This is a genomic window from Anaeromyxobacter dehalogenans 2CP-C (assembly GCF_000013385.1).
Taxonomy (GTDB): Bacteria; Myxococcota; Myxococcia; order Myxococcales; family Anaeromyxobacteraceae; genus Anaeromyxobacter; species Anaeromyxobacter dehalogenans_B.
The window spans coordinates 3,002,476-3,028,221 of the sequence record NC_007760.1 but is presented as its reverse complement, the minus strand read 5'-3'; the positions used below and the strand labels follow the sequence as shown (position 1 = coordinate 3,028,221).

Below are 25,746 nucleotides of genomic sequence, written 5' to 3'. Positions count from 1 at the left end.
GCCGCGGCGCGCAGCGGGCCGGGGGCGGGGCGCGCGGACGCCTGGCGCGCCCCCGGACGTTCACCGACCGTGGTACGGTGTGCTCCCCGGTCTTCGAGGAGGCCCCCGCATGCACGCCCGGTCGCTCGCGCTCCTGCTGCTCGCGCTGCTCGCACCGTCCGCCCACGCCGGCGAGTCGTCGCTCCGCTGCGACGGCGGCACCGTCGAGCTCGGCGCCTCCCGGCTGGACCTGCTCGCGAGGTGCGGCGAGCCGGCGCTCCGCGACGCGCGCGAGATCGAGCGCAGCGTGCTCGTGATCGCCGGCCGGGCGTCCCAGGACTCGGTCGTCCTCGTGGAGCAGTGGACCTACAACCACGGCCCGCAGCGCTTCATCGACCTCGTCACCGTGGAGGGCGGCAGGGTGGTGGCGATCGAGCGCGGGGGGTACGGGTACGCGCCCGAGCGGGTGGCCGCGGTGCGGACCCCCGGGCGCGCGAGCTGCGATCCGTCCGCGGTGCGGGTCGGCGAGAGCAAGCTCGACCTGCTGGTCCGCTGCGGCGAGCCGATCGCGAAGGACGTGGCCGTCGAGCCGCGCGCGCTGCCGCCCGGGGTGCAGGGCGGCGCGCCCGGCGAGGCGCGGGTGCCGGTGGAGCTGTGGACGTTCGACTTCGGGCCGCAGCGCTTCACGCTGGTCGCCCGGCTGGAGGCCGGCAAGGTGGTCGCCGTGGAGCGGGGCGGTTACGGGACCGCACCGTAGGCCGCCGGGCGGCCGCGCGAGCGGGCGCCGGGCAGCGGCGGGAGCCGCTCGCCGTCCGGTGCTCACATTGTCGGCGTGAAGGACGCGTTCCAGCGCCTGGCCTTCTTCATCTCCGACGCCGTCGGGACGTACCGGGCGTTCCTGGTGGCGGCCGGGTCGGTGGTCGTCTGGGCCGCCACCGGGCCGCTGTTCGGCTTCAGCGACAGCTGGCAGCTGGTGGTGAACACCGGCACCACGGTGGTGACGTTCCTGATGGTGTTCCTCATCCAGGCCACGCAGAACCGCGAGACCCGGGCGCTGCACCTGAAGATCGACGAGCTCATCCGCGCGCAGCGGCGGGCCCGGAACATCTTCGCCGACCTCGAGCACGCCACCGAGGACGAGCTGACCGAGCTCGAGGCCGAGTTCAGGAAGGTGCGGGCCCGGGCCACCGCGCGGGAGCAGGCCAAGCAGGCCGGCGGCGCAGCGGGATCCGCGCACTGACCGCGGCGAGCGGCCCTTCGGTGCGCGTGCGCCCGGCGGGCGGGTGACGTATGGATCCGGGCGTGGCGTACCTGGGCGACATCGTCCGCCGGCGGCGCGCGGGCCGCTTCGAGGTGAGCGAGGCGCTGTTCGCGGGCGGCGAGGCGCTTCCACCGCACCGCCACGAGCGCGCCTACGTGTCCTGCCTGCTCTCCGGCACCTACCGCGAGCGGACCGCGGCCGGCGAGCGCGAGTGCGCGCTCGGGACCGTGATCTGGCACCCGCCCGGCGAGGCGCACGAGGACCGGTTCTCGCCCTCCGGCGGACACCTGCTCAACCTCGAGCTGCCGCCCGGCCTGCTCGAGGAGGCCGGGGTGCGGCCCGCGGCCGGCGCCGCCGCCCGGATGGCGCGGGGCGGGGTACCGTACGCGGCGGCGCTGGGGCTCTTCCGGGCCCTGTCCGGCGCGGGCCCGGCGGCCGAGGACGCGGCGCTGCAGCTCGCGGCGCTCGCGCCTGCGGCGGATGAGGCGGGGCGTCCCGGCTGGCTCCGGCGCGCGGTGGAGCTCCTGCACGACCGGTCCGACGAGCCGCTCGGCCTCGCCGACGTGGCGCGCGCGGCGGGCGTCCACCCCGCGCACGTCGCGCGCACGTTCCGGCGCGTGCTCGGGTGCACGGTGGGCCAGTTCCTGGCCGGGGTCCGGCTCCGGCGCGCCTTCGACGTGCTCGCCGAGCCGGGGCGGACCGTGACCGAGACCGCCGCCGCGTGCGGGTTCGCGGATCACCCGCACCTCGCGCGCCGCTTCCGGGAGGCGACCGGGCTGACGCCCAGCCAGTACCGCGCTGCGCGGATGGGGCGTGCCGGGCCGGCGGGGCGGCCAGGTTAATCCGGTACAAGCCCGGGGCGCGTCCGGCCTGCTATCCGGCGGGCATGAACGAACGCCGCTCGACGCCCGCCTTCGCCTTCGCACTGGCCCTCGCGCTCGCCACCGCGCCCGCCGCGGCGCGCGCGCTCCCCGCCCACGCCGCGCCCGCCGCGCGCACGACCGAGTGGGAGGTCACCGCCGCGCCCGCGTACGACGCGCTCTGCCTGGTCGGCGTGCTGGGCGGCGATCCGTTCTACGTGCGGTACTTCGAGGAGGCGTACCGCCACTTCGACGCGAGGTTCACCGCCGCCGAGCGCGACGCGTTCCGCCAGGTGAAGCGGATCCTGAAGGACGAGGTCGCCGGCATCGTCTCGGCGCGCCTCGGCCTCGTGTTCTCCGCCGCCGAGGCGGGCGGGCTCGGGGCCGCGCCGGCGCGCGCGCGCGGGTCGATCGCCTGGCTGCTCCGGGTGGCGCGCGATCCGGTGCGGGCGCGGGCCGCCCTCGAGCGCACGCCGTACTGGAGCGACGAGGGGTGGGCCGCCTACGAGCGCGCCCGGCCGCACCTCGTCCGCGCGCTCCAGGCGCTCGGCCGCGCCGGGTTCGAGGACTACTGGGAGCGGCAGGCGCGCCCGGGGATCGAGCGGCGCATCGCCGAGCTCGGCCCGTTCCTCGGCGCCCACGACGTCGCGCCCGCCGTCGAGGCGCGGCTCGGGAAGCCGCTGCCGTCGCGCCGCATCACCGTCAACGTGCTCGCGTTCGCGCGGCCGCACGGCATCCGCATCGTCGGGACGCGGTTCCTCGCCGACGTGACGTTCGCCTCCGACGTGATGGTGCGCAACGCCATCCACGAGATGATGCACCCGCCGTACGACGCCTCCCGCCCCGACATCGCGCAGGCGGTGGCGGCGCTCGGCGCCGATCCGCTCGTCCGCGCGCGCGTGGAGCACCACGACCGGTCGTTCGGCTACAACACCGTCGAGGGCTACGTCGAGGAGGACGTGGTGGAGGCCATGGAGGCCGTCATCGCGGACCAGCTCGGCGTCGGACGCGCCGACCAGGCCGGCTACTGGCGCAAGCACGACGACGGCATGCACGTGCTCGCCGCCGCGCTCTACGTCGAGCTCCGGCGCGCGGAGGCGGCCGCGGGCGGCCCGGTGGTGGTCCCCGCGTTCCTCGTGGACGCAGTGCGGCGCGGCGACCTCACCGGCGAGCGGCTGGCGCGCACCGTCGAGGCGTTCCTCGGCCCCGAGGCGCTGGCCGGGGCGGCGCCGCCGGCGGGGCGGTGACCGTGTTCCGGCGCGGTGCGCTACCGCGCCGCGCCCGAGCCGGCGCCGTCCTTCACGCGCGTGTCCACCGCGACCCAGTTCACCTCCCAGGTCTTGCCGCCGTCCACGGAGAAGGCCTGCTCGAACCGGCACGAGTCGGCGGTGACGTCCGACACCACGAACCGGACCAGGACGGCCCGGCCGTCCATCGTCTCCATGGAGTAGAACTCGCCGCGCCCGTCCTTGAACTCGCCCACCGTGGGCGGCCCGAGCGTCCCGCCGCGGACGCTCGCGACGTTCAGGCTCCACTGGCGCGACGCGGGGTTGTACAGACGGAGGCTCAGGAGCTCGAGCCGGCCGGCCGGCCCGGCGGCGTCCAGCTCGACCAGGTTGGCGCGGCCGCCCCACACCTTCCGCACGACCGTGGTGCCCTCGTACTCGAGCCAGGTGGTCGAGCCGGTGAGCGGGGCCTTCAGCCGCTTGAGCCGCGTCTTCCAGGTCCCGATCTCGAAGTCGAAGTCGTGCTGGCCGTCGCGCGCCTGCGGAGCGGCCGCCGGGCTCGCTCCGGCCGACGCCGGGGCCGCGCGAGCGGGCCCTGCTTGCAGCACGGCGGCGAGGCAGCACACGAACAGCACGGCACGAGCCTGCTTCGAGGCGTTCATCAGGGCATCCTCCGCGTTCGCGACCTGATAGCGCCGCGCCCGCCGGCGCGCACGCCGGATTCACGTAGCGTACGGGGCGCCGGCTGTTGATCGCAACGGGACCTCCAGCGGGCCCTGTACTGGCACGGGCCGCTAGGTCGGCGGTCCGGGCGTTCGCGGCGGCCTGACGTGGATGGGAGGCGTGGAGGGGAAGCTGCGGCTTCTTGCCGTCCTCGCAACCCTCGAAGCCGCGTTCCGCGGACCCCGTCCGCAAAGCCGAGACGTCGCGCGAGCGGGCGAGGGCGGGAGCGTCCACGAGGACCCGCCCCCACGGCCCCCCGGCTTCGAGGACGCGGCGCCTTCTCGATCAGATCACGATGACGATGGACGGCGGCAGATGGCGGGTCGCCGGCCACTTCGGGCGACCGCCGCAGCCGGCGCATCTCGCCCGGCCGCGGGGCCAGTTCCAAACACGAACGCCCGGTCCAGGGTCGGGCCGGGCGGTTCGCGAAAAATCCTGTGACCCCACGGGGATTCGAACCCCGGTTACAGCCTTGAAAGGGCCGTGTCCTGGGCCTCTAGACGATGGGGTCGCGCGGTCTAGTACCCGACCCTTGGGCTCGTGTAAAGGGGCGCGTTTCCCGGACGGGGAGGGCGCCGGCTGCGCGAGATCAAGGCGCGCGGCCAGCCGCGCCGGTGGGCTGCGCGGCGGGACGGGAGCCGGGCGCGGGCGCCGGGTAGAGCGTGCCCCGCACCCAGTCCCAGAGCGGCACGGTCACGTTGAAGTTCCAGCGGTTCATGAGGTGCGGCGCGTGGTGGAGCTGGTGGTGGCGCCGCAGCGTGCGGACGAGCGCGGTCCGCGCCAGCCACCGGTCGGCGGGCAGGTGATAGGCGAGGTGGAGCCACTCGTAGGAGAGCACGTAGAGCACCACGCTTGCGACCCACAGCGCGGCCAGGTTGGGCTGGCGGAGCCACAGGAAGGCGAGCGTGAGCGGCGACGTGACGGCGAGGATGGCGAGCACGCCGTAGGCCGGGAGCAGCACCAGCTTCAGCTCCCGCCAGTCGCGCATGGCCATGTCGTCGGCCACGTACACCGCGTGGTGCTGCGGCGTGTGGCGCACGTAGAACACCTCGGCGAAGCGCAGTCGCCGGTGCAGCATCCCGCGGTGCGCGGTCCACTCGACCGCGTTGCCGAACACGAGGAACGCGGGGACGGCGGCGAGCTGCCAGGCCGCGAGGTCCTCGATGCGCGAGAGCGCGAACGCGGCGATCGCGAGGCCCGCCACCGCGGGGAAGAGCAGGTGCCCCCAGGGCGAGTACCACCGCGGGATCCGGGAGAGCAGCTCGGCGCGGAACTCCGAACGAGAAGCCTGGGTCATGGTCCGCGTCTCCGGTCGCCGGCCGTGCCGGCGGGGCCGCGGAAAGGTAGGGGCGCCCGAGCGCCGGCCGCAACTGAACGCTGGCGCCCCGCACGGAGCGCGACCCGGAGGCAAGCCTCGTGACGCGGCGCGGCGGCGTCCCCCGGGAGGGATCGCCGCCGCGAAGGCGCCGGCCGTTTCCGCCGACCTACGCCGCCGGCGCCTCCTCGAACAGCCAGGTCGTCAGGTACCGCTCGCCGGTGTCGGGCAGCACCACCACGATGAGCTTGCCCGCGTTCTCGGGCCGCCGCGCCACCTCGCGCGCCGCCCAGGCCGCCCCGCCGCAGGAGATGCCGGACAGGATGCCCTCCTCCCGCGTGAGCCGGCGGCCGAAGTCGCCGGCGTCGGCGTTCTGGACCGTGATCACCTCGTCGATGAGCGAGGGGTCGAGCACCTTCGGCACGAAGCCCGGGCCCCAGCCCTGGATCTTGTGCGGCCCCGGCTTGCCGCCGGAGATCACCGCCGAGTCGGCCGGCTCGGCGGCCACGATGCGGATGGACGGCTTGCGCGCCTTCAGCACCTGCGCGACCCCCGTGATCGTCCCTCCCGTGCCGGTCCCGGCGACCACGACGTCCACCTTGCCGTCGGTGTCGCGCCAGATCTCCTCCGCGGTGGTGCGGCGGTGGATCTCGGGGTTGGCTGGGTTCTCGAACTGCTGGAGGATGAGGTGCCGCGGATCCTCGGCCGCGAGCGCCTGCGCCTTCGCGATGGCGCCCTTCATGCCCTCGGCGCCGGGCGTGAGCACCAGCTTCGCGCCGAACGCCGCCAGCAGCTTGCGCCGCTCCACGCTCATGGTGTCGGGCATGGTGAGGACGAGCTTGTAGCCCTTCGCCGCCGCCGCGAACGCGAGCCCGATGCCGGTGTTGCCGCTCGTCGGCTCGAGCAGGATGGTGTCCGGCTTGATCTTCCCGTCCCGCTCGGCCGCCTCGATCATCGCCACGCCGATGCGGTCCTTCACGCTGGAGGCCGGGTTGAAGCTCTCCAGCTTGGCCACCACCGTCGCGCGCGCGCCGTCGATGATCCGGTTGAGCCGCACCAGCGGCGTGTTTCCGATGAGCTTCGTGACGTCGTCCGCGATCCGCATGCGCCTCGCTCCCGCCGGCGACCGCCGGCCGATTCCGTTATAGCGGACATCCTTAGAAGCGGACGCGCCTCCTGTCAAGCGGACGGAGCGGCGGTCCGCCGCGGACGGCGGCCGCCGAGCGCGGGGCGGCGCGCGATCGCGGCGCTGAGACGCGGTCTCGGAGCGCGGTGCGTCCGTCACCGACCGTCAAACCTCCCTGACGGGGGGTGACGTGGCCGAACCTCGGTGATCCAGGTCAATCCCGCGAGCGTGCGACAGGCTGCCGCGGCGCCCGAACTCCATGGACCTCGCCACCCTCTGGATCGTCTCCGGCTCCCTCGCCAGCGTCGGCCTGCTCGCGGGCGGCCACCTCGGCCGGCGCTGGGCCCGCGAGCGCCGCGACGCCGCCGAGCTCGAGGCGAAGCGCGCCCGCGGCCAGCACCTGGCCCGCTCGCTCCACCCGGTCATCGACCCGAACGTCTGCATCGGCAGCCTCTCCTGCCTCCGCGCGTGCCCGGAGGGCGACATCCTCGGCATCGTGGACGGCGCCGCGAAGCTGGTGCACGCCGACCACTGCATCGGCCACGGGCGCTGCGCCGCCGAGTGCCCGGTGGGCGCGATCCGCCTGGTGTTCGGCACGGCCGAGCGCGGGGTGGACCTGCCGGAGGTGGACGAGTTCTTCGAGTCCTCCCGGCCCGGCGTGCACGTCGTCGGCGAGCTGGGCGGGATGGGGCTCATCAAGAACGCGATCCAGCAGGGGCTCCAGGTCGCGGAGCGGCTGGCCGAGACCGCGTCGCGGCAGGCGCCGGTCGCCGTCGTGGGGGCGGGGCCGGCCGGCATCGCCACCGCGCTCGGCCTGAAGGCCCGCGGCGTCCCGTTCCGCCTCCTCGAGCAGGGGACCATGGGCGGCTCGATCGCCCATTACCCGCGCAAGAAGGTGGCGATGACCGAGCCGGTGGACCTGCCGCTGGTGGGCCGGTTCGGGAAGCGCCTCATCAGCAAGGAGGAGCTGCTCGCCTCCTGGCAGCGCGTGCTCGCGAAGGCCGGGATCGCGGTGGAGGAGGGCGTCAAGGTCACCGGCCTCGACGGCGAGGACGGCCGCTTCGAGCTGCGCACCGATCGCGGCACGGTGCAGGCGTCGAAGGTGGTGCTGGCGGTCGGGCGCCGCGGCACGCCGCGGAAGCTGGGCGTGCCGGGCGAGGAGCAGGAGAAGGTCCTGTACGGCCTGCGCGATCCGGAGGCGTTCGACGGCAACCGGGTGCTGGTGGTCGGCGGCGGCGACGCGGCGCTGGAGGCGGCCATCCAGCTCGCCACCGAGTCCAGCGCGGAGGTGACGCTCTCGTACCGCGGCGCCGAGCTGGCGCGGTGCCGCGAGGCGAACCGCGCGCGCCTCCAGGAGCTGGCCGGTGCGCGACGGGTGCGCCTGCTGCTCGGCTCGCAGGTGACCGCCATCCGCCCGCGCCAGGTGGTGCTCGAGGTGGGCGGGCGCGCCGCCACGCTGGAGAACGACTTCGTGGTGGTGAACGTCGGCGGCGAGCTGCCGCTCGAGCTGCTCTCGAAGGCGGGCGTGGCGCTCAGGCGCTACCACGGCGAGGCGCCCGGCCAGGTCCGCCGGCCGGGCCGCGCGCGGCCCGCGGGGCGCGGCGCCGCCGAGGCCAGGCCCGCCGCCGGCGCGGGCCGGGCCGTGGCGGAGCGGCGCCGCCGCCGCGCGTTTCACGCCGCCTACGCGCTCGCCGGCGTGGCGATCCTGGCGGTGCTGGCGTGGAAGGGGCGGGAGTACTACCCGCTCGCGCGCCTCGACCGGCTGCGCTCCCCGCTCCACCCGTCCATGAAGCCGGCCGGGCCCTGGGGCCACGGCGTCGGCATCGTGGCGACGCTGTTCATGCTCTCGAACTTCCTCTACGCGGTCCGCAAGCGCTGGAAGCGCTTCGCGCCGCTGGGGAGCATCCGCGGGTGGCTCGACTTCCACGTGTTCGTGGGCTTCATGAGCCCGCTCGTCATCGCGTTCCACTCCGCGTTCCAGTCGAACAACCTGCTCGCCACCGGCACCGCGGGCGCGCTCTGCATCGTGGTCGGCACCGGGATCGTGGGGCGGTTCATCTACGGCACGGTCCCCTCCGACGGCGGGAAGGCGGTGGAGCTGGCCGACCTGCTGGCGCGGTTCGAGCGCTCCCGCGCGGCGCTCGGCCCGCTCCTGCAGGAGGCGGGCGCGCCGGCCCGGGTGCTCCTCGACCGCGCCACCGCGCCGGTCCGCGCCGGCTCGCTGGCGCTGCTGTTCGTGCGCATGCCGGCGGAGTCGCTCCTGCTCCGCCTGCGCCTGCTGCGGGTGCGCGGGCGCTTCCGCGGGACCGGCCACTACGCCGAGTTCCGCGCCACGCTGGTCGCGCTGGCGCGGCTGCGCTGGCAGATCCGCTTCTACGCCTCGCTGAAGCGCCTGCTCCGCGGCTGGCGCGTGTTCCACGCGTCGCTGGCCGTGTTCCTGGTCCTCGTCATCGCCGCGCACATCGGCGTCTCCCTCTACCTCGGGTACGGGCTCCTCCACCGGTGAAACCCTCGACCGCAGCGCTCCTCGCCTCGCTCGCGCTGGCCGCCCCGGCGGCCGCGCGCGCCGACGTGTTCTCGCCCGGGCCGCTCTCCCGGCCTCACCAGGGCCTGGAGGGGCTCCAGCGCTGCACGAAGTGCCACCTGGCCGGGCAGCAGCTCTCGGCGGACGGCTGCCTCGCCTGCCACGCCGAGCTGAAGGACCGGGTCGCGCGCGGGCAGGGCCTCCACGGCCGGCTCCCCGCGGCCGAGCGCGCGTGCGAGAAGTGCCATCACGAGCACCAGGGCCGGGACTTCGCGCTGGTGGACTGGGGCCCGGGCGGCAAGAAGGGCTTCGACCACGCGCGGGCCGGGTTCGAGCTGCGCGGCAAGCACCGCCGGGTGGACTGCGCCCGCTGCCACGACCCGCGGCTCGTGGCGGACCCGGCCGTCGCCGAGCTGCTGCGCAAGCAGCCGGAGCGGAAGACGAGCCTGGGCGCGCCGCAGCGCTGCGCCGCCTGCCACTTCGACGAGCACCGCGGCCAGCTCGGCCCCGACTGCGCGAGGTGCCACGGCGAGGACGCCTGGAAGCCGGCGGCGCGCTTCGACCACGCGCGCACCGCGTACCGGCTCGACGGGAAGCACGTGAAGGTCGCCTGCGCGAAGTGCCACGCGGACGTGGCGGAGGCCGCCGGCGCGCCCGGCCCCGGCATGACGCCGCCGGTGCGGGCGGCGGCCTACGCCCGCTACAAGGGCGTGGCGTTCCAGGCCTGCACCGACTGCCACAAGGATCCGCACCAGGACCGGCTCGGCCAGGCGTGCGCGAGCTGCCACGTCACCGCGGACTGGAAGCACGTGACCGGAATCGGGGCGAAGCGCGCCTTCCACGAGAAGACCCGCTACCCGCTGCGCGGCGCGCACGCGACGGTGGCCTGCGAGGCCTGCCACGGCCCGTGGCCCGGCGAGAGGGCGCGCTACAAGGGCATCGCGTTCGCGCGCTGCACCGACTGCCACGCCGACGCCCACGTGGGCCAGCTCGCCCGCGCGGCGGCGCCCGGAGGCGCCCTCCCGCGGCCCGCCTCGACGGCCGGCACTGCGGCCGGGGCGGCCGATCCGCGCGCCTGCGACCGCTGCCACGGCGTGGACCGCTTCCTCCCGGCCCGCTTCGAGCCGGAGGACCACGATCGCACCGCCTACCGGCTGGAGGGCGCGCACCGCGCGGTGGCCTGCGCGCTGTGCCACCCGAAGGACGCGCGGCTCGCGGCGAAGGTGCCGGCGCGGGTCCGGGACGAGCTCGCGCGCCACCGCCGCCCGGTGACGGTGAGCCTCGCGTCGCTCGACCTGCAGCGCCCCTCCGACTGCCGCAGCTGCCACAAGGACCCGCACGGCCGGCAGTTCGAGGCGCGCACCCGCGCCGAGGGCTGCACCGCCTGCCACGGGCTCGACTCCTTCCGCAAGGTGCGCTTCGACCACGCCCGCGACGCGCGGTTCCCGCTCACCGGCAAGCACGAGCGGGCCGCCTGCGGCTCGTGCCACGCGCCCGACGGCGCGGGCGTGGTGCGCTGGCGCGGCGTGCCCCAGGCGTGCGCCGGCTGCCACGCCGACGCGCACGCCGGCCAGCTCGCGGCGAAGGGGCAGGGGACGGACTGCGCCCGCTGCCACGAGACCGCCGGCTGGAAGGCGCCGGCGCCGCTCCGCTTCGTGCACCAGAAGCCGTTCACCGCGTTCACGCTCGACGGCAAGCACCGCGCGCTCGCCTGCGAGAAGTGCCACCCCGCGGTGCAGGTGGACGGGGCGGCGGTGCGCCGCTACCGCCCGCTGGCCGTGAAGTGCCAGGGCTGCCACGCCGACTTCCACCAGGGCGCGTTCCGGGGGTACGTGCCGTGATCGCCACCGCTCCGCGCCTCGCGCTCGCCCTCGCCGCGACCGCGACCCTCGCGACCGCCGCCGCCGCGGCCGCGCCGCCGCCCCGGGCCGACCTCGCCGCGCCGCGCCCCGGCCCCGGCGCGCACGGCGGCGACACCGACTGCGCCGCGTGCCACACCGCCGCCGGCTGGAAGGCGGTGACGTTCGCGCACGAGCGCACCGGCTTCCCGCTCGACGGACGCCACCGCGACGCGCAGTGCCGCGCCTGCCACGCGAGCGGGACCTTCGCCGACCCGGTGCCGCGCGCCTGCGCCGCCTGCCACCGCGACGTCCACGGCGGCCGCCTCGGGCCGCGCTGCGCGACCTGCCACGACGCCACCGCCTGGTCCACCCCGACGTTCGGGCCGGAGGCGCACCGGCGCACCGCGTTCCCGCTCACCGGCCGCCACGCCCTGGTCGCGTGCGAGTCGTGCCACGGCGACCGCCGCGACCGCGCCTTCGCCCGGCCCACGCCGCGCTGCATCGCCTGCCACGAGGCCGACTGGGCCCGCGCCGGCTCCGCCGCGGCGGCGGTGAACCACGACCTGGCCGGCTTCCCGCAGGACTGCCGCGGCTGCCACGGCGCCTGGCGGTTCTCGCCGGCGGGGCTGCCCGCGCACGAGGCCTGCTTCTCGATCAAGACGGGTCCGCACGCCGGGATCCGCTGCAAGGACTGCCACTCGAGCTTCCCGGCGGTGGACTACGCGCAGCCGTTCACCTGCGCCACCGACACCGCCGACTGCCTGCGCTGCCACGGGAACGTCGCGGGGGAGCACGACGGCGTGGCGGGCTTCCAGCTCGTGAACCGCAAGTGCTACGAGTGCCACCGCTTCTCGGCGGCGTTCGGAGGCCTGCACGGAACCGGGGTGCCGAGATGAGGACCGTTCAGACGTTCGTCGTCGCCGCCGCCGCGCTCGCGCTCGCGTGCAGCGAGGGCGGGGGCTCCGCGCCGTCCCTCACCATGCCGTCGCGCGCGGGCCACGCGCAGCGCTGGTTCCCGATCGTGGCGGGCACGCCGCACGCGACCGCCACCTGCGACGACTGCCACGGCGCGTTCGACACCTTCGCGAAGTTCGACTGCATCCACTGCCACACCGGCGACCACGCCGACGAGGCGGCGCTGGCCACGCGCCACGGCGCCGTTCCGGGGTTCCAGTTCGCAAGCGAGGCCTGCTACGGCTGCCACCAGTCCGGGGTGGGCGTCGATCACGCGAAGCTGTTCCCGATCGTCGCCGGGACGGCCCACGCCACCGCCGGCTGCGCCGAGTGCCACGTGGACCCGGCGAACCGGAAGGTCCTCGGCTGCGCCGGCTGCCACGACCACGAGCAGGCCTCCATGGCGACCGCGCACGCGGCGGTGCCGGACTACGCGTTCGACTCGGCGCGCTGCGTCCGCTGCCACGCCGAGGCGCAGGTGGACCGCGTCGCGGCGCACCTGCCGTTCGGGATCGCGCCCGGCCTGAAGCACTCCGGGACCCGCGCCGCCTGCCTCACCTGCCACCCGGCCACCCGCGCCGACAAGGCCTGGGCGGCCGACTTCGCCGTGAAGGACTGCCTGGCCTGCCATGGTGACACCGAGACGACGTCCCACCACACCCAGATCTCCGGGTACGCCTGGGCCACCGACGCCTGCATCCGCTGCCATCCGACGGGGGTGAACTGATGCCGGGCGCGCTCGCCCTCGTGCTGGCCGTGTCCCTGACGGCCGCGCCCGCCGCATCCACGCGGGGCACGCAGCGCCCGCGCGGCACCGGGCAGGTCGCCTACGCCACCGCCTCGCGCGCCTACCTCGACGCGGGCTCCGACGACGGGCTCGCGCCGGGCGCGGTGCTCGAGCTCCGGCGCAACGGCGCGCCGGCCGGGCGGTGCACGGTGGAGTCGCTCGCGCCGCACCACGCGGCGTGCGCCGGCGCCGGCCTGCGCCCCGGGGACGCGTTCCGGTTCGAGCCCGCCGCGCTCGCGGCCGAGGCGAGGCCGCTCCCGCCGCCGCCCGGGGACGCGGAGCTGGCCCGCCGGCTGGCGGTCGTCACCGCCGCGGCGGTCCCGCAGGTCGAGTTCCGCGCCGGCCCCGGCGCCGCCTCGGCCCCCGTGCCGCGGAGCCGCACCGCGGAGGTGGGCGCCTCCTACCAGGCCTGGACCGCGTCCACCGCCGGCACCTCGGACCGCGCGGCCGTGGACGTCGCCATCCGCGAGGCGGAGCTCGCGCCCTGGCTCACGCTCGACGTGGACGCCCGCGCCGAGCGCTGGCTCCGCCGCGACGCGCCGCGCTTCCGCCCCCGCGACGACACCCAGCTCTACCTCTGGCAGGCGCAGCTCACCGCAACCCCCGGCGACGCGCTGCGCCTCTCCGCCGGGCGGGTGCTGCCCTGGGCCATCCCCGGGGCGACCGTGTTCGACGGCGGCCTGGCCGGCGTGCGCGGGCGGCTGCTCGGCGCGCGCGCCGAGGGCGGCGTGTTCGGCGGGGCGGTCCCGGAGCCCGACACCACCGAGCCCACCACGCGCCGGGCGACCGGCGGCGCGTACTGGATCCTCGACGGCGCGCTCGGCCGCGGCGCCTCGTGGCGGCAGGAGGGGCGCATCGCCATGGTCCGCACGCCGGAGCTGGGGACGCGCGCGGAGGGGTCGCTCACCGGCCGCGTGTTCCTGCGCCGGCTGGACCTCTCGGCCGAGGCGCACGTCGGCGGCGGCGGCAAGCGCGGCGGCGCCGACCTGGACTCGGCCCGCGTGGACGCGAGCGTCCGGCCGGTGGACGGGCTGCTCCTGGGCGGCAGCTTCCGCCACGCGGGGCTCGCGTGGCCGCAGACGTTCGACCCGGCGGCGTTCCCCGGGCGCGCGCGCGCGGCGGACGGGTTCGTGAGCTGGGACCCGGTGCGCTGGCTGCGGGTGGGCGGCACGGGCGGCTTCTCGCGCGACGTGTCGAGCGGGCTGGAGCGGCGCTGGGTCGGGCCGGAGCTGGGCCTGCCGCGGCTGCTCGGCGCGAGCGGCGGCCTGACGCTGGGGTACCTGGAGGAGTCGGGCTGGCTCGACGGCCGGAGCGCGTACGCGCAGCTCCTGTGGCGGCCGTTCCAGGCGCTCCGGCTGGTGGGGCGCGCGAGCTGGTCGCACGACGCCGCGTTCGGCGTGGACCGCGACGAGGTCGGGGTGCTCGCCAGCGCGACCGCTGATCTGGGCCGGCACCTCGGGCTGCGGATCAGCCTGGCGGGCCGCGGCGCGTTCGACCCGGGCGCGGAGGAGGGCGGGAGCATGCCGTACGGGACGACCGGGTTCGCGACGATCTTCGCGGCGTACTGACCGGCGGGGGTGGCGGCGCCGCGCTTGCACGGCGCCGCGCGCATGCCCCGGCCCGACCGCACCCGCCCCGCCGCGCTCGCAGTCCTCGCGCTCGCCGCCGCCTGCGCGCCGCCTCCCCTCGACGCGCCGCCGGGGCCGCCCGCCGCGCTGGTGCGCGTCGTCAGCTGGAACGTCCACGACCTGTTCGACGACCTCGACCGGACCGAGCCGCCCGGCGCGCTCGACACGGTCGCCACCGCCGGCGAGGTGGACGCGAGGCTGGCGCGCGTCGCGGCGGTGCTGGGGCGGCTCGACGGCGACCTGGTGCTCCTGCAGGAGGTGGAGACCGCCGCGCTCGCGGAGGCCCTGGCGGCGCGGGCGGGCTACGCGCAGGCGCGCCTGGTGGAGGGGAACGACCCCCGCGGCATCGACGTGGCGGTCCTCTCGCGGCTGCCGCTCCGCGCCTACGTCAGCCACCGCGACGAGCGCGACGCCGCGGGCCGGCCGCTGTTCCCGCGCGACTGCGTGGAGGCGCACGCGGCGCTCCCCGGCGGCCGGACGCTGGCGCTGGTGGGCAGCCACCTCAGCTCGGCGCTGTCCGACGACGGGACGCGCCGGGCCGCGCAGGCGGCGCGCATGCGCGAGATCGCCGACCGGCTCCTCCGCGACGGGGCCCGGGTCGTGGCGGGCGGCGACCTGAACGACGAGGCCGGGTCGTTCGCGCTCGGGCCGCTCTTCGGCGACGGCGCCTGGGTCGATCCCGCCGCGGCGCTGCCGCCGGACGCGGCCTGGACCTGGTCCGGCGGCGGCGACCGGGCGGCGCTCGACCACCTGGCCGTCCCTCGGGCGGACGCGGCCTCGGTCGTGCAGGCCGCGGTCGCCGGGGGGACGGACGTGGAGGCGGCCTCGGATCACCGGCCGGTGGTGCTGGACCTGTGGCTGCGCTAGCGGCGCGCGACGGCAGGGGTTCCGCCGTGCCGTCCGGGTCCAGACATTTCGGCCGGAGGTGGCGCATGGCGAGCGACCGGCCGGATCATCCCAGTGACGAGTCGATGGTGCCGAAGGTGCAGGGGCTCGCCGGCGGCCCGGGCCCCGCGCCGCCCGGCGTGGACGACGGGACGCCACACCCGGGCGCCGAGCCGCCGGGGCAGGCGCCCGAGGCGGACGCGCAGCGCCGCGCGGCCGACGCCGCGGAGCGGAGCGCCGGCACGCGGAAGGCGCACGTGGACGAGGCCCGCCGCGCCCACCCGGCGCGCGGCGGGCGGCAGGCGGGCGAGGGCGAGACGGGCGAGACGGGCGAGGCCGGCGAGCCGGTGCACGAGCCCCCCGCGCCGCGAGGCGCCGGGGAGCGAGAGGGTGGGGGAGGGACGCGGCGGTGAGGAGGGACCTGGCGGGGAAGGTGGCGGTGGTGACGGGCGCGTCGGCGGGCGTGGGGCGCGCGGTGGCGCGCGAGCTGGGGCGGGCGCGGATGCGGGTGGCGCTGGTCGCGCGGAACGGCGAGGCGCTCGAGAACGCCGCGCGCGAGATCCGCGCCGCGGGCGGCGAGGCCATCGCGGTCGTCGCCGACGTCTCGGACGCCGCCGCGGTGGAGGCGGCCGCGGACGCGGTGGCGCGCGCGTGGGGCGGCATCGACGTGTGGGTGAACGACGCGATGGTGAGCGTGTTCGCCCCGGTGATGGAGACGACCGCAGAGGAGTATCGGCGCGTGACCGAGGTGACGTACCTGGGCTACGTGCACGGGACGCGCGCCGCGCTCCGCCACATGCTGCCCCACGACCGCGGTCACGTCGTCCAGGTCGGGTCCGCGCTCTGCTACCGCTCGATCCCGCTGCAGAGCGCGTACTGCGCCGCGAAGGCGGCGGTCCGCGGCTTCACCGACGCGCTCCGCTGCGAGCTCGCGCACGACCGCAGCCGGGTGCGCCTCTCGATGGTGCACCTGCCCGCCGTGAACACGCCGCAGTTCGAGCTGGTCCGCACGCGCCTGCCCGGCCACCCGAAGCCGGTGCCGCCCATCTACCAGCCCGAGGTGATCGCGCGCGCGGTGCTGGCGGTGCTGCGGCGCCCGCGGCGCGAGCTGTGGGTCACCTGGAGCACGACGCGCGCCATCCTCGGCCAGCGGACCATCCCGGGCCTGCTCGATCGCTACCTGGGCCGCATCGGCTACCGGGCGCAGCAGGCGGATCGGCCACCGGAGCCGGGCCGGCCGGACGATCTCGACCGGCCGGTGCCGGGCGATCACGGCGCGCGCGGGGAGTTCTCGGCGGAGGCCCGCCCTCGCAGCGCGTCGCTCTGGTTCACGCTCCACCGCAGGAGCCTGGCCGCGGGGGCGGTGCTCCTGGCCGTCGGGGCGGCATGGGTGTCACGCAACGTGCGGTTCGCCACCTGAACCGGGGAGTCTCCGGTACTCGGACGGGGCGCACGTGCGCACGCACGGTGCGGCCCCGTCTCATGGCCGTGGGTCGCCGGGTCACGCGATACCTGCGCGCCGGATCCAACGGTATGTTCCGCGGCGAGGCTGAGGAGCGGGAGCGGAACGTCCGGGACGGGGGGGTTCCCGCTCCTCAGCCAAGCTCCAGGGGGGAGCAGCACCCGCGCCAGCATGCACCTGCATGCTGGCGCGGCCGTTTCTCGGGGCTGCGCGGCCGGGAGCCGCCGGCGAGAGGCGGGCGGAGCGCTCGGGTCCGTGCAGCCCGCGGGCGGTCTGCGTGGTATGAAGCGCCGGTCGGCTCCGCCGAACGGGGCGCTAGCTCAATGGTAGAGCAGCGGCCTTTTAAGCCGTTGGCTCAGGGTTCGAGTCCCTGGCGCCCCAATCTCCACGCGCGCCCCGTCCCGCGGCGCGCGCGTGCACCCTCCGCCCTACGCCGTCCGCCCGCGGCCACATGCCTCGGACCGTCGGTTTGGGTCCGATATCAGCGCCGGGTATTTTGGACCTGGGCGGCGATCGCAGGGCTCGCCGGGGGGATGCACAGATGACGTCGCAGGAGCCGGGGGAGACCCACACCATCCGCCGCGACGGCGTGTTCGACGTGCCGGCGGCCGAGGACGTGGCCCGGAGCCTCGCCTCCGCCCGGCCCGGCACGCAGGTCCGCGTCGATCTCACGCACGTTCGCGAGTTCCACGACTTCGGCGTGGCGGTGCTGGCCCGCGCGCTGGCCGGCTGCCCGGCCCGCGTGTCGGTTCGCGGCCTGCGGCAGCACCACCGGCGCCTCCTGCGCTACCTCGGCGTGGCCGGGCCGCCCGACGACGCGGCGAACGTTCCCGCGTAGTCGCCCGGCCTCACGGCTCCCGCGCCCGCACGCGCGCGCCGTCGCGCAGCGCGCCGGTGGGCCGGAGCACCACCGGCGTCCCGTCGGCCAGCCCTTCGGCGATCTCCACCTCGGTGGCCGCCAGCGCGCCGAGCCGCACGGTCCGCAGCCGCGCCCGCCCGCCCTCGACCGCGTACACCGCCCAGCCGCCGTCGCCCCGGAACACGCTGCTCGCCGGCACGCGGAGCGCGTCCGCGCGCCGCGCCACCGCCACGCGCCCCTCCACGCGCCAGCCGTCGCCGAGGGCCGACCACGCGCCCGCCGCGCCCGCGGGGTCCACCAGCACGTTCACCCGCTGCTCCTCCACGCCGAGCGCGCTCACCTTGGTGAACGCCGACGGCTCCACCCGGCGCACGCGACCGGCCAGCGGCGCGTCGCCGCCCCAGGCCGTCAGCTCGACCTCCGCCCCGGCGCGCACCCGCGAGGCCTGCTCGGTGAGGAGCTCGAGCGCGACCTCGAGGTCGCCAGGATCGCCCAGCTCGAGCACGGGCGTGCCCGCCAGCACCGGGCCCGGGCTCTCCTGCAGCACGCGCAGCACCACGCCGCCCACGGGCGACGTGACCGGGAACGCGCCACCGGCCGCGCCGCGCGGCGCGGCGAGGACCGCCTCCGCGGCGGCGCGCTCCGCCCGCGCCCGGCCCACGGCGGCCCGCGCGGCGTCCACCTCCTCGCGCGCGGCGCGCGCGCCGGCCTCGGCGGCGTCGTGGTCGCTCGGCGCCATGGCCGAGGCGGCCAGCAGGGCCCGGGCGCGCTCGAGCGTCCGCGCCGCGTCGGCCTCCACCACCCGGGCCCGGCGCAGCGCCGCGTCCGCCTGCGCCTCGGCGGCCTTCGCCGCGGCCGCGCGCGCCCGGGCCTCCGCGCGCGTGCGAGCGTCGAGCGGCGTCGGCGTGAGCGGCAGCACGCGCGCCACCACCTCGCCGGCGCGCACCGCGTCGCCGGCGTGGACCTCGACCCGCTCGAGCGCCCCGGCCACCGGGGCGGACACGGCGTGCCGCTCGCGGACCCGGGCCTTCCCGGTGCCCTCCACCCACTCGGCGATGGGGCCGCGCGCCGCGCGCCGGACCTCCACCTCGGCCGCTCCCCGGCCGACGATCGCCGCCGCGCCCGCCAGCGCGAGCGCCACCACCGCCCCGAGCACGATCCAGCGCCGCATCGCTCACTCCCGCGCCTTCAGCACCTCCACCAGATCGACGTTCGCGACCCACCGTCGCGCCAGCGCCACCAGCAGCGCGCTCGCGGCGCAGACGACGCCCACCGCCCGCGCCCAGGTGCCGGGCGAGATCACCACCGGCAGGCGGAACAGGTCGGACGAGACCAGGCGCGAGGAGAGCGTGGCGAGCGCGAGGCCCAGGGCGCAGCCGGCCGGGATGGCGAGGAGCACCAGCACCGCCAGCTCGCCGGCCAGGATGCGCCACGCCTCGCCCGGCGTGAACCCGAGCACCTGCAGCGTGGCGAGCTCGCGCTGGCGCTCGGCGTGCGCGACCCGCGCCGCGTTGTAGACGACGCCGCCGGCGAGCACGAGCGCGAAGCCGGCCAGCACCGCGACCACCCCGCCCATGAACCGCCCGATCACCGCCTCCATCGATCGCCGCAGCTCGTCGCCCAGCGCGACCGCCGCCACCCGCGGCCGCTCCGCCAGCCGGGCCTCCACCTCCGGGCCCGCGCCGGGCGCGAGCGCGAGCAGGGCGCCGCTGGCGCGCGGTCCGTCGCCGAGCGCCGCGTCGAGGCGCGCCCGGCTCACCGTCGCGCTCACGCCCACGAAGTCGTCCACCAGCGCGGCCACCGGGAGCGCCAGCACCGGGCGCCGGCCCTCGTGGACCTCGGCGAGGACGGTGTCGCCGGGGGCGACGCCGAGCATGCGCGCGAGCTGCGAGGAGAGCACCACCCCGGCCGGCGGCACCGGCACCTCGCGGCCGCGCGCGTCCACCAGGCGCCACAGGCGCGCGCCCGGCTCGAGGCCGGCGAGCTCGGTGCGGTGGCGGCGCGGGCCGCTGCGCAGCGTGGCGGGCACGCCGCGGAACGGCTCCACCGCGCGCACGCCCGGCAACGCGCGCAGCTCCGCGAGCGCGTCCGCGCCGGAGGCCTCCGAGAACACCACGATCGCGTCCTCGCGGCGGGCGTCGCGGAAGTACACGCCGAGCAGGTGGTGGAGCGCGTCCTGCATGGCGCCGGCGAGGACGATCACCGCGATCCCGGAGGCGATGCCGAGCGCCGACAGGGCGGCCCGCACCGGCCGGCGGGACAGGTTGCGGAGCACCATCCGCCACGCCGGCGGGACGCCCGGCCGGGCCAGCAGGCGGTCCAGGCCGGTGGCGCGGAACGCGGCGGGCGGTTCGGGCCGCATCGCCTCGGCGGGCGGGAGGCGCGCGGCCCGCGCCACCGCGCCGGCGACGCCCACCAGCGCCGCGAGCGCGCAGAGCGCCGCGCCAGAGGCGACCACCGCCGGCGCGTCCGCGTAGACGAGGAACGGGAAGCGGTAGAACTCCGCGTACATGCGGGCGAGCCCGCGGCCGAGCAGCGCGCCACCGACGGCGCCCGCGGCGGCGCCGGCCGCCACCACCGCGCCCACCAGCTTCGCGTAGTGGACCGCCAGCGCGAGGTCGGAGTAGCCGAGCGCCTTCAGCATTCCGACCTGCGGCCGCTGCTGCGCGACGAGGCGCGACACGATCACCGACAGCAGGAACGCGGCGATGCCGAGGAAGATGGCCGGCATCACCAGCGCCAGCGCCCGGAGCTGCGTCAGCTCGTCGGAGAGGTAGCGGTGCGAGGTCTGGTCCCGGCGGCCGTGGGCGCCGGCGCCGCCCCAGGGCTCGAGCACCCGGTCCACCGCGGCGAGGACGTCGGGCTCGGCCGCGCCCGGGCCGAGGCGCAGCGCCACCGCGTCGAACGCGCCGTCGAGCCCCGCCGCCTCCGCCAGGTCGGTGCGCGGCGCCCAGACCACCCCGTAGCTCCGGTCGTCCGGGAACAGCATGCCGGGCCCGACCGCGTAGACGTACTCGGGCGAGAGCGCCACCCCGACGACGCGGAGGCGCGTGCGGCGGCCGTTCACGACCGCGCCGAGGTCGTCGCCCGGCCCGAGCCGGTTCGCGACGGCGAAGCCCTCGGTGAGGACCGCCACGCCGCGCTCGCCGGGGAGCGGGAGGCGGCCGTCCCGCACGGCGAGCACGTTCAGCCGCGGCGGCGCGCGGTCGGGCAGGGAGACGAACGTCGCCCGCGCGCGGCGGCCGCCGGGCAGGTCGAGGCGCCCGGGCCAGATCACCCGGGTCTCCACCTCGGCCACGCCGGGGATCGCGGCGAGCCGCGCGCCCACCGGCTCGGGCGCGCGCCGGACCGAGGCGAACGCGTCGGCGAACCGCTGCCGCGCGTAGTACGCGTCGCGGGTCCGCAGCATGGCGCGCTCGGTGAGCACGGTGGTCACCCACACCGCCATGGCGCTGGCGATGAGCGCGCCCACGGCCACCGCCTGGCCGCGCATGCGCCCGAGGTCGTGCCAGGCCTTGTGGTCGAGCGCGCTCACCAGGCGATCTCCGCGGCCGTCGCGCGCCGCGCGTTCCGATCGACGCGCGCGATGCGGCCGTCGCTCACGTGCACCACCCGGTCGGCCAGCGCGGCGATGGCCGCGTTGTGGGTGATGACCACCACGGTCGTGCCCAGCTCCCGGTTCACCTGCTCGAGCACCTCCAGCACCACGCGGCCGGTGGCCGCGTCGAGCGCGCCGGTGGGCTCGTCGCAGAGCAGCACGTCCGGCCGCTTCGCCACCGCGCGGGCGATCGCGACCCGCTGCTGCTCGCCGCCGGAGAGCTGCGAGGGGAAGTGGTCGAGCCGCTCGCCGAGCCCGACCCGGCGCAGCGCCTCGTCGGCGGGCATCGGGTCGGGCGCGATCTCGCAGGCGAGCGCCACGTTCTCCCGGGCGGTGAGGCTCGGGACCAGGTTGTAGAGCTGGAACACGAAGCCCACGTGCTCGCGGCGGTAGCGGGTGAGCGCCCGCGCCGAGGCGCCGACGAGGTCGTGCTCGCGGTAGCGCACCCGGCCGGCGGTGGGCACGTCCAGGCCGCCCAGGATGTTGAGGAGCGTGGACTTGCCGCTGCCGGACGGGCCGAGGATCACCACCAGCTCGCCGTCGTACAGCTCGAGGTCCACGCCGCGGAGCGCCGGGACGTCCACCTCGCCCATCCGGTAGACCTTCTCCAGGCCGCGCGCCTCGAAGGCGGGGATCCGCTCGCCGTCCGCTCGCGCCGCGCTCGCCATGTTCCCCCGCACGGCGGGCGCGCGGGCTGACCGCGCCCGCGCACGCCCGGTGCACAGCGTCTCGCCTCCGCGCTCCGGCGGGGGAGACGAATGCGGGGTGCCGCGGACGCGTGCGCTCCGCGTCCGCAGCTCGCCGGGCGGCCGTCAGCGGCGGCCTGCGCCGGCCTCGCCGTGACGACCGCGGCCCGCGCTCGCCGCCGCGCCCAGGAACCTCCCGGGGGCGCTCAGGGCCGCCCGTGGCGGCGGGCGCCGACCTCGACCACGTCGGCGGGATCCGCCTCGGGCACGTCGTCGGACCGACCCGCCGTCCGGGCGCGCCGGGCGAACGCCGCGGCGGGCGGAGGCGGGCGCTGCTCGGCCTCGAGCCGCGCGAACCAGCGCGCGGCCGTGGCCTTCACGCGCGCCCAGCGCACGTCCTCGGGGCTGGCCATGGGGATGCCGGCGGTGGTCGGCGCCGGGGCGCCGACCAGGCGCGCGCCCGCGCGGCGCTGGAACACCTCGCCGTACAGCGAGGAGTGCGTCCGCGCGCAGAACGGGCACTGGTAGTAGCGGATCGGGCTCCCGGGGGCCGACCAGCTCGTCATCACCACCTTGCAGTGCGTGCACTCGACCGCGGTTTCCATCGATGTCGGGAGATATCATCCCCGATCCCGCGGTCAAGAAAACGCCCACGATCCCGCGGGGTTTTCACGGTCCGTCCGCGCCCCGGACGCGGCGCGTCGCCGCGCGCGCGGGGCGGTCCTGGCGCTATGGTGAGGGCATGGCGACGCTCGTGAACCTGGACGGCGCGCTGGTCGCGCCGGCGGACGCGAAGGTGTCGGTGCTCGACCGCGGGTTCCTGTACGGCGACAGCGTGTACGAGGTGGTGCGCACGTACGGTGGACGGCCGTTCGAGCTCGACGCGCACCTCGCGCGCCTGGCGCGCTCGGCGGAGCGCACCGGGCTCGCGCCGCGCTGGGACGGGCCGCGCACCGCGCGCGAGATCGCGCGCACCCTGGAGGCGGCGCAGGCGATGGGCGCGCCCCCGGCGCCGCCCGACGCGGCGCCGTGGAACGCGGGCGAGTGGTACGTGCGCGTGGTGATGACGCGCGGCGCGGGGGAGATCGGGCTCGACCCCGCGCTCGCGGTGGACCCGCAGGCCGTCGTCATCGTCGCGCCGCTCTCCGCGCCGCCCGCAGCCGCGTACGCCGACGGCGTGGCGGTGGCGATCGCGACCGTGCGCCGGGCCTCGCCCGCCGCGGTGGACCCGGCCGCGAAGACCGGCGCGCACCTCTCCCACGTGCTCGCGGTGCGCGAGGCGCGCGCCGCGGGCGCGCACGAGGCGCTCCTGCTCGACGACGCGGGGATGGTGACGGAAGGCTCGTCGTCGAACGTGTTCGCGATCTCGGGTGGCCGGCTCCGGACGCCGCCGCTCGCGGCCGGGATCCTGGAGGGCGTGACGCGCGGGGTGGTGCTCCGGCTCGCGCGAGAGACGGGCGTGCCGGTGGACGAGGCGCCGCTCCGCGTGGACGCGCTGGAGGCGGCGGACGAGGCGTTCCTCACCTCGACGATGCGCGAGATCCTGCCGGTGGTGCGGGTGGGATCGCGGCCGATCGGGAGCGCGCGCCCGGGTCCGGTCACGGAGCGGCTGCACCGGGCGTTCCGCCGGCTCGCGGGCGGGCCGCCCGGGCTCGGCCTGCCGTGAACGTCCCGTCGCCGAGGGGTTCGCGCGCGGCGGCCGGCTCGTCGTAAGCTGGCCCGCTCATGGGCCGACTCCTCGCCGTGCTCCTCGCCGTCGCGCTCGCCGCCGACGCGGCCCCGACGGCCCCGGGGACGATGCCCGAGCCGCCCGCGCTGGCGGAGCCCAGCGCGACGGCGGCGCAGGAGCCGGCGGAGCCCGCGGCGGCGGGGACGCCCGCGCCGGCCGCGGAGCCCTCGTCCGCGACGGCCGTGGCCGCGCCGCAGCCGGAGCCGGCCCTGCCGCTCCCGCTCCCGCCGCCCGACGCCGCCGTGCTCGCGCCGCCGCCGGCCGCCGACCTCACCGACCCGCTCGACCTGCTCTGGGGTCACCGGCTGGAGTTCGCGCCGGGCGGCGAGCCGCTCGTCACCATCCGGCTCATGGAGGGCCAGCGCGAGATCGCGTTCCGCCCGCTCGCGCCGGCGCGCGTGCTCCTGCGCGGAGGCGGCGAGCTCCGGGTCGGGGCCGGCGCGCGCCTGCGGGTCGTCGCGCGCGAGGCCGTCCCGGCGGTGCTGGCGTGGCGCGCCCTGCTCGAGGAGGCGCCGCTCGCCGATCGCGCGCGCCTCGAGGCGCAGGCGCAGGCCTGGCGGGTACGCGGCGTGCGCGCCGAGACGCGCGTGGTGGGCGCGGTGTACGGCATCGCCGGGCGGGTGGTGGACAACCGCCGGGCGCTGCTGCTGGTGGACGGCGACGGCACGGAGGCGGGGGCGCGGGTCGTCGTGGAGACGCTCCGCGCCGCGCACGGCGCGCGGGCCACGCTGCACGCCACGCTGGTGGGCCGGCCGTCCGGGCGCCTCGAGCTGCGCGGGGAGGGGGGGGCGCCGCTGGGCGAGGCGGACGCCGCGCTCACGCTCACCGTGGAGGGCGAGGCGGGGTTCCTGGTGGAGGGCGTCGAGCACGAGCACGGGCGCGGCGGCCGGGCGCGCGAGGATCGCACCTACCGCGGCCGGCTGTACCTGACGCTCGACGCGGGCGGCGCGCTCGCGGCCGTGCACGGCGTGCCGCTCGAGGAGCTGCTGCGGGGGCTGGTGCCGAGCGAGATGCCGGCCTCGTCGCCGCGCGCGGCGCTGGAGGCGCAGGCGGTGACCGCCCGCTCGAACGTGCTCGCGCAGATCGGCACGCGCCACCTGACCGATCCCTTCATGCTCTGCGCCGAGGTGCACTGCCAGGCGTACCGCGGCGACGCGGCCCGCACCGGCCGCACCGACGCGGCGGTGCTCGCGACGCGCGGCGAGGCGCTGTTCGGCCGCGCCGACCGCACCCTGGTGAACGCGGTCTACTCGGCGATGTGCGGCGGCCACGGCGAGCACAACGACGCGGTGTGGGACGGCACGCCCGACCCGAGCCTGCGCGGGCGGCCCGACCTCCCGCCCGCCGCGGCGGCGCGCTGGCCGGTGGGCCTGGGCACCGACGCGCTGCTGCGCCGGTTCCTGGTGGCGGGCTCCGAGGCGTACTGCGCGCGCGCCGCGGGCGCGAGCCGCAGCCGCTTCCGCTGGACGCGCCGGCTGGACGCGGCGGCGCTGGCGCGGGTGGGCGCCGAGCTCGGGATCGGCCCGGCGACCGCGCTGCGCGTGACGGCGCGGGGCGTGTCCGGCCGCGCGCGCGAGCTGGAGGTGACCGGGGCGGCGGGCCGGGCCGAGGTCCGGGGCGAGCTGCGCATCCGCCGGCTGCTCGGCGGCCTCCCGTCCGCGATGTTCCTGGTCGAGCCGGAGCCGGACGGCGCGCTGGGGCTGCGCGGAGGCGGCTGGGGGCACGGCGCCGGGATGTGCCAGTGGGGCGCGGTGGGACGCGCCGAGGCCGGGCAGGACCACCGCGAGATCCTCCGCGCCTACTACTCGGGCGCCGAGGTCTCCCGCATCTACTGACTGTAATCTACCGGGTGGACTCGAGCGGCCCCGGCCACGCGTCGGCGCGCCGGAGGTCGTGGAGCCGCGTGTAGCCGAGCTCGCGGAGCGCCTTCGCCGCGATCGCGCTCCGGCGGCCCGTCCGGCAGTAGAGCACGATGGCGGCGTCGCGGTCCGGGAGCTCGCCGGGCGCGCGGCGCGCGATCTCGTCGTACGGGACGTTGATCGCCCCGGGCGCGTGGCCGGCCGCGAACTCCTGCGGCGTGCGCACGTCCACCAGCCGGGCGCCGGCCTCCACCAGCGCCTTCGCGTCGGGGCCGTCCACCACCGGGGCGGCGGGCGGGCCGGCGGGCGCGCGGCTGCAGGCGGTCAGGGCGGCGAGGGCGAGGGCGGCGGCGACGGCGGGGCGGGATCCGGACATGGGTGGGGCTCCGAGGATGGCGTGGCTGTCGGGCGAGAGCCGCGGCGGGGGCGCGGAGGTTCGCCGCG

At 77.5% G+C, this 25,746-nt stretch carries 23 protein-coding genes and 2 tRNA genes; 16 read left to right on the top strand and 9 right to left on the bottom strand.

Features of this window, described 5'->3' with window-relative positions:
- Positions 1-109: 109 nt before the first annotated feature.
- The 4 genes from ADEH_RS13875 to ADEH_RS13860 all read left to right on the top strand — a co-directional run bounded on the left by ADEH_RS13875 (position 110) and on the right by ADEH_RS13860 (position 3,347).
- Positions 110-736, top strand: coding sequence for a DUF2845 domain-containing protein (locus tag ADEH_RS13875; RefSeq protein WP_011421726.1), 627 nt, complete (start codon positions 110-112; stop codon positions 734-736).
- A gap of 75 nt (positions 737-811) precedes the next feature.
- Positions 812-1,219, top strand: a complete 408-nt coding sequence (locus ADEH_RS13870) for a low affinity iron permease family protein (protein WP_011421725.1) — start codon at positions 812-814, stop codon at positions 1,217-1,219.
- Between the two features lie 62 nt (positions 1,220-1,281).
- Positions 1,282-2,082 carry an AraC family transcriptional regulator gene (locus tag ADEH_RS13865; protein ID WP_232287280.1) on the top strand — a complete coding sequence of 267 codons (801 nt, stop codon included), beginning with the start codon at positions 1,282-1,284 and terminating at the stop codon, positions 2,080-2,082.
- Between the two features lie 44 nt (positions 2,083-2,126).
- On the top strand, positions 2,127-3,347 hold the full coding sequence (locus ADEH_RS13860; protein WP_011421723.1) for a hypothetical protein: 1,221 nt from the start codon (positions 2,127-2,129) through the stop codon (positions 3,345-3,347).
- 20 nt (positions 3,348-3,367) lie between these two features.
- On the opposite strand, the gene ADEH_RS13855 is transcribed toward ADEH_RS13860, so the two are convergent.
- The 4 genes from ADEH_RS13855 to cysK form a co-directional block, all read right to left on the bottom strand.
- A complete protein-coding gene (locus ADEH_RS13855) occupies positions 3,368-3,988 on the bottom strand; it encodes a hypothetical protein (protein WP_011421722.1) in 621 nt (206 codons plus the stop codon).
- A 499-nt stretch (positions 3,989-4,487) separates the two neighbouring features.
- A tRNA-Glu gene (locus ADEH_RS13850) sits at positions 4,488-4,560 on the bottom strand.
- 78 nt (positions 4,561-4,638) lie between these two features.
- On the bottom strand, positions 4,639-5,346 hold the full coding sequence (locus tag ADEH_RS13845) for a sterol desaturase family protein (protein ID WP_011421721.1): 708 nt from the start codon (positions 5,344-5,346) through the stop codon (positions 4,639-4,641).
- Between the two features lie 187 nt (positions 5,347-5,533).
- A complete protein-coding gene (cysK, locus tag ADEH_RS13840) occupies positions 5,534-6,469 on the bottom strand; it encodes a cysteine synthase A (protein ID WP_011421720.1) in 936 nt (311 codons plus the stop codon).
- Between the two features lie 280 nt (positions 6,470-6,749).
- Here cysK and ADEH_RS13835 point away from each other — a divergent pair, with 280 nt between their 5' ends.
- From ADEH_RS13835 to ADEH_RS13790, 10 genes are all read left to right on the top strand, one after another.
- A complete protein-coding gene (locus ADEH_RS13835; RefSeq protein ID WP_011421719.1) occupies positions 6,750-8,996 on the top strand; it encodes an NAD(P)-binding domain-containing protein in 2,247 nt (748 codons plus the stop codon).
- On the top strand, positions 8,993-10,855 hold the full coding sequence (locus ADEH_RS13830; protein WP_011421718.1) for a cytochrome c3 family protein: 1,863 nt from the start codon (positions 8,993-8,995) through the stop codon (positions 10,853-10,855). The genes ADEH_RS13835 and ADEH_RS13830 overlap by 4 nt, the downstream gene beginning before the upstream one ends.
- The gene (locus tag ADEH_RS13825) at positions 10,852-11,751 is read left to right on the top strand and encodes a hypothetical protein (protein ID WP_011421717.1); all 900 of its coding nucleotides are present in this window, start codon (positions 10,852-10,854) and stop codon (positions 11,749-11,751) included. Before ADEH_RS13830 ends, ADEH_RS13825 begins: the two co-directional genes overlap by 4 nt.
- The gene (locus ADEH_RS13820) at positions 11,748-12,536 is read left to right on the top strand and encodes a cytochrome c3 family protein (RefSeq protein ID WP_011421716.1); all 789 of its coding nucleotides are present in this window, start codon (positions 11,748-11,750) and stop codon (positions 12,534-12,536) included. Before ADEH_RS13825 ends, ADEH_RS13820 begins: the two co-directional genes overlap by 4 nt.
- Entirely contained in the window at positions 12,536-14,164 is a 1,629-nt protein-coding gene (locus ADEH_RS13815) for a hypothetical protein (protein ID WP_011421715.1), read from the top strand. Before ADEH_RS13820 ends, ADEH_RS13815 begins: the two co-directional genes overlap by 1 nt.
- A 42-nt stretch (positions 14,165-14,206) precedes the next feature.
- The gene (locus tag ADEH_RS13810; RefSeq protein ID WP_041453894.1) at positions 14,207-15,091 is read left to right on the top strand and encodes an endonuclease/exonuclease/phosphatase family protein; all 885 of its coding nucleotides are present in this window, start codon (positions 14,207-14,209) and stop codon (positions 15,089-15,091) included.
- Positions 15,092-15,156: 65 nt separating this feature from the next.
- Positions 15,157-15,522, top strand: coding sequence for a hypothetical protein (locus ADEH_RS13805; RefSeq protein ID WP_011421713.1), 366 nt, complete (start codon positions 15,157-15,159; stop codon positions 15,520-15,522).
- The gene (locus tag ADEH_RS13800; protein ID WP_011421712.1) at positions 15,519-16,529 is read left to right on the top strand and encodes an SDR family oxidoreductase; all 1,011 of its coding nucleotides are present in this window, start codon (positions 15,519-15,521) and stop codon (positions 16,527-16,529) included. The genes ADEH_RS13805 and ADEH_RS13800 overlap by 4 nt, the downstream gene beginning before the upstream one ends.
- A 351-nt stretch (positions 16,530-16,880) precedes the next feature.
- Positions 16,881-16,952 (top strand) — tRNA-Lys (locus ADEH_RS13795).
- 160 nt (positions 16,953-17,112) lie between these two features.
- Positions 17,113-17,409 carry an STAS domain-containing protein gene (locus ADEH_RS13790; protein WP_011421711.1) on the top strand — a complete coding sequence of 99 codons (297 nt, stop codon included), beginning with the start codon at positions 17,113-17,115 and terminating at the stop codon, positions 17,407-17,409.
- A gap of 10 nt (positions 17,410-17,419) precedes the next feature.
- On the opposite strand, the gene ADEH_RS13785 is transcribed toward ADEH_RS13790, so the two are convergent.
- The 4 genes from ADEH_RS13785 to ADEH_RS13770 all read right to left on the bottom strand — a co-directional run bounded on the left by ADEH_RS13785 (position 17,420) and on the right by ADEH_RS13770 (position 22,319).
- Positions 17,420-18,601 (bottom strand): efflux RND transporter periplasmic adaptor subunit, encoded by a 1,182-nt coding sequence (locus ADEH_RS13785; protein WP_011421710.1) that lies wholly within the window; start codon positions 18,599-18,601, stop codon positions 17,420-17,422.
- Positions 18,602-18,604: 3 nt separating this feature from the next.
- Positions 18,605-20,965, bottom strand: a complete 2,361-nt coding sequence (locus ADEH_RS13780; RefSeq protein WP_011421709.1) for an ABC transporter permease — start codon at positions 20,963-20,965, stop codon at positions 18,605-18,607.
- Positions 20,962-21,696: an ABC transporter ATP-binding protein gene (locus ADEH_RS13775; protein ID WP_041453546.1), complete on the bottom strand. Its 735-nt coding sequence runs from the start codon at positions 21,694-21,696 to the stop codon at positions 20,962-20,964. The genes ADEH_RS13780 and ADEH_RS13775 overlap by 4 nt, the downstream gene beginning before the upstream one ends.
- A 224-nt stretch (positions 21,697-21,920) precedes the next feature.
- Positions 21,921-22,319, bottom strand: a complete 399-nt coding sequence (locus ADEH_RS13770; protein WP_011421707.1) for a hypothetical protein — start codon at positions 22,317-22,319, stop codon at positions 21,921-21,923.
- 137 nt (positions 22,320-22,456) lie between these two features.
- On the opposite strand from ADEH_RS13770, the gene ADEH_RS13765 reads away from it, so the two are divergent.
- Positions 22,457-23,380, top strand: coding sequence for an aminotransferase class IV (locus tag ADEH_RS13765; protein ID WP_011421706.1), 924 nt, complete (start codon positions 22,457-22,459; stop codon positions 23,378-23,380).
- A gap of 59 nt (positions 23,381-23,439) precedes the next feature.
- Positions 23,440-25,278, top strand: coding sequence for a SpoIID/LytB domain-containing protein (locus ADEH_RS13760; RefSeq protein ID WP_011421705.1), 1,839 nt, complete (start codon positions 23,440-23,442; stop codon positions 25,276-25,278).
- A gap of 7 nt (positions 25,279-25,285) precedes the next feature.
- Here the strand turns inward: ADEH_RS13760 and ADEH_RS13755 are convergent, their stop codons facing one another.
- Positions 25,286-25,678, bottom strand: coding sequence for a rhodanese-like domain-containing protein (locus tag ADEH_RS13755; RefSeq protein ID WP_011421704.1), 393 nt, complete (start codon positions 25,676-25,678; stop codon positions 25,286-25,288).
- Positions 25,679-25,746: the final 68 nt, after the last annotated feature.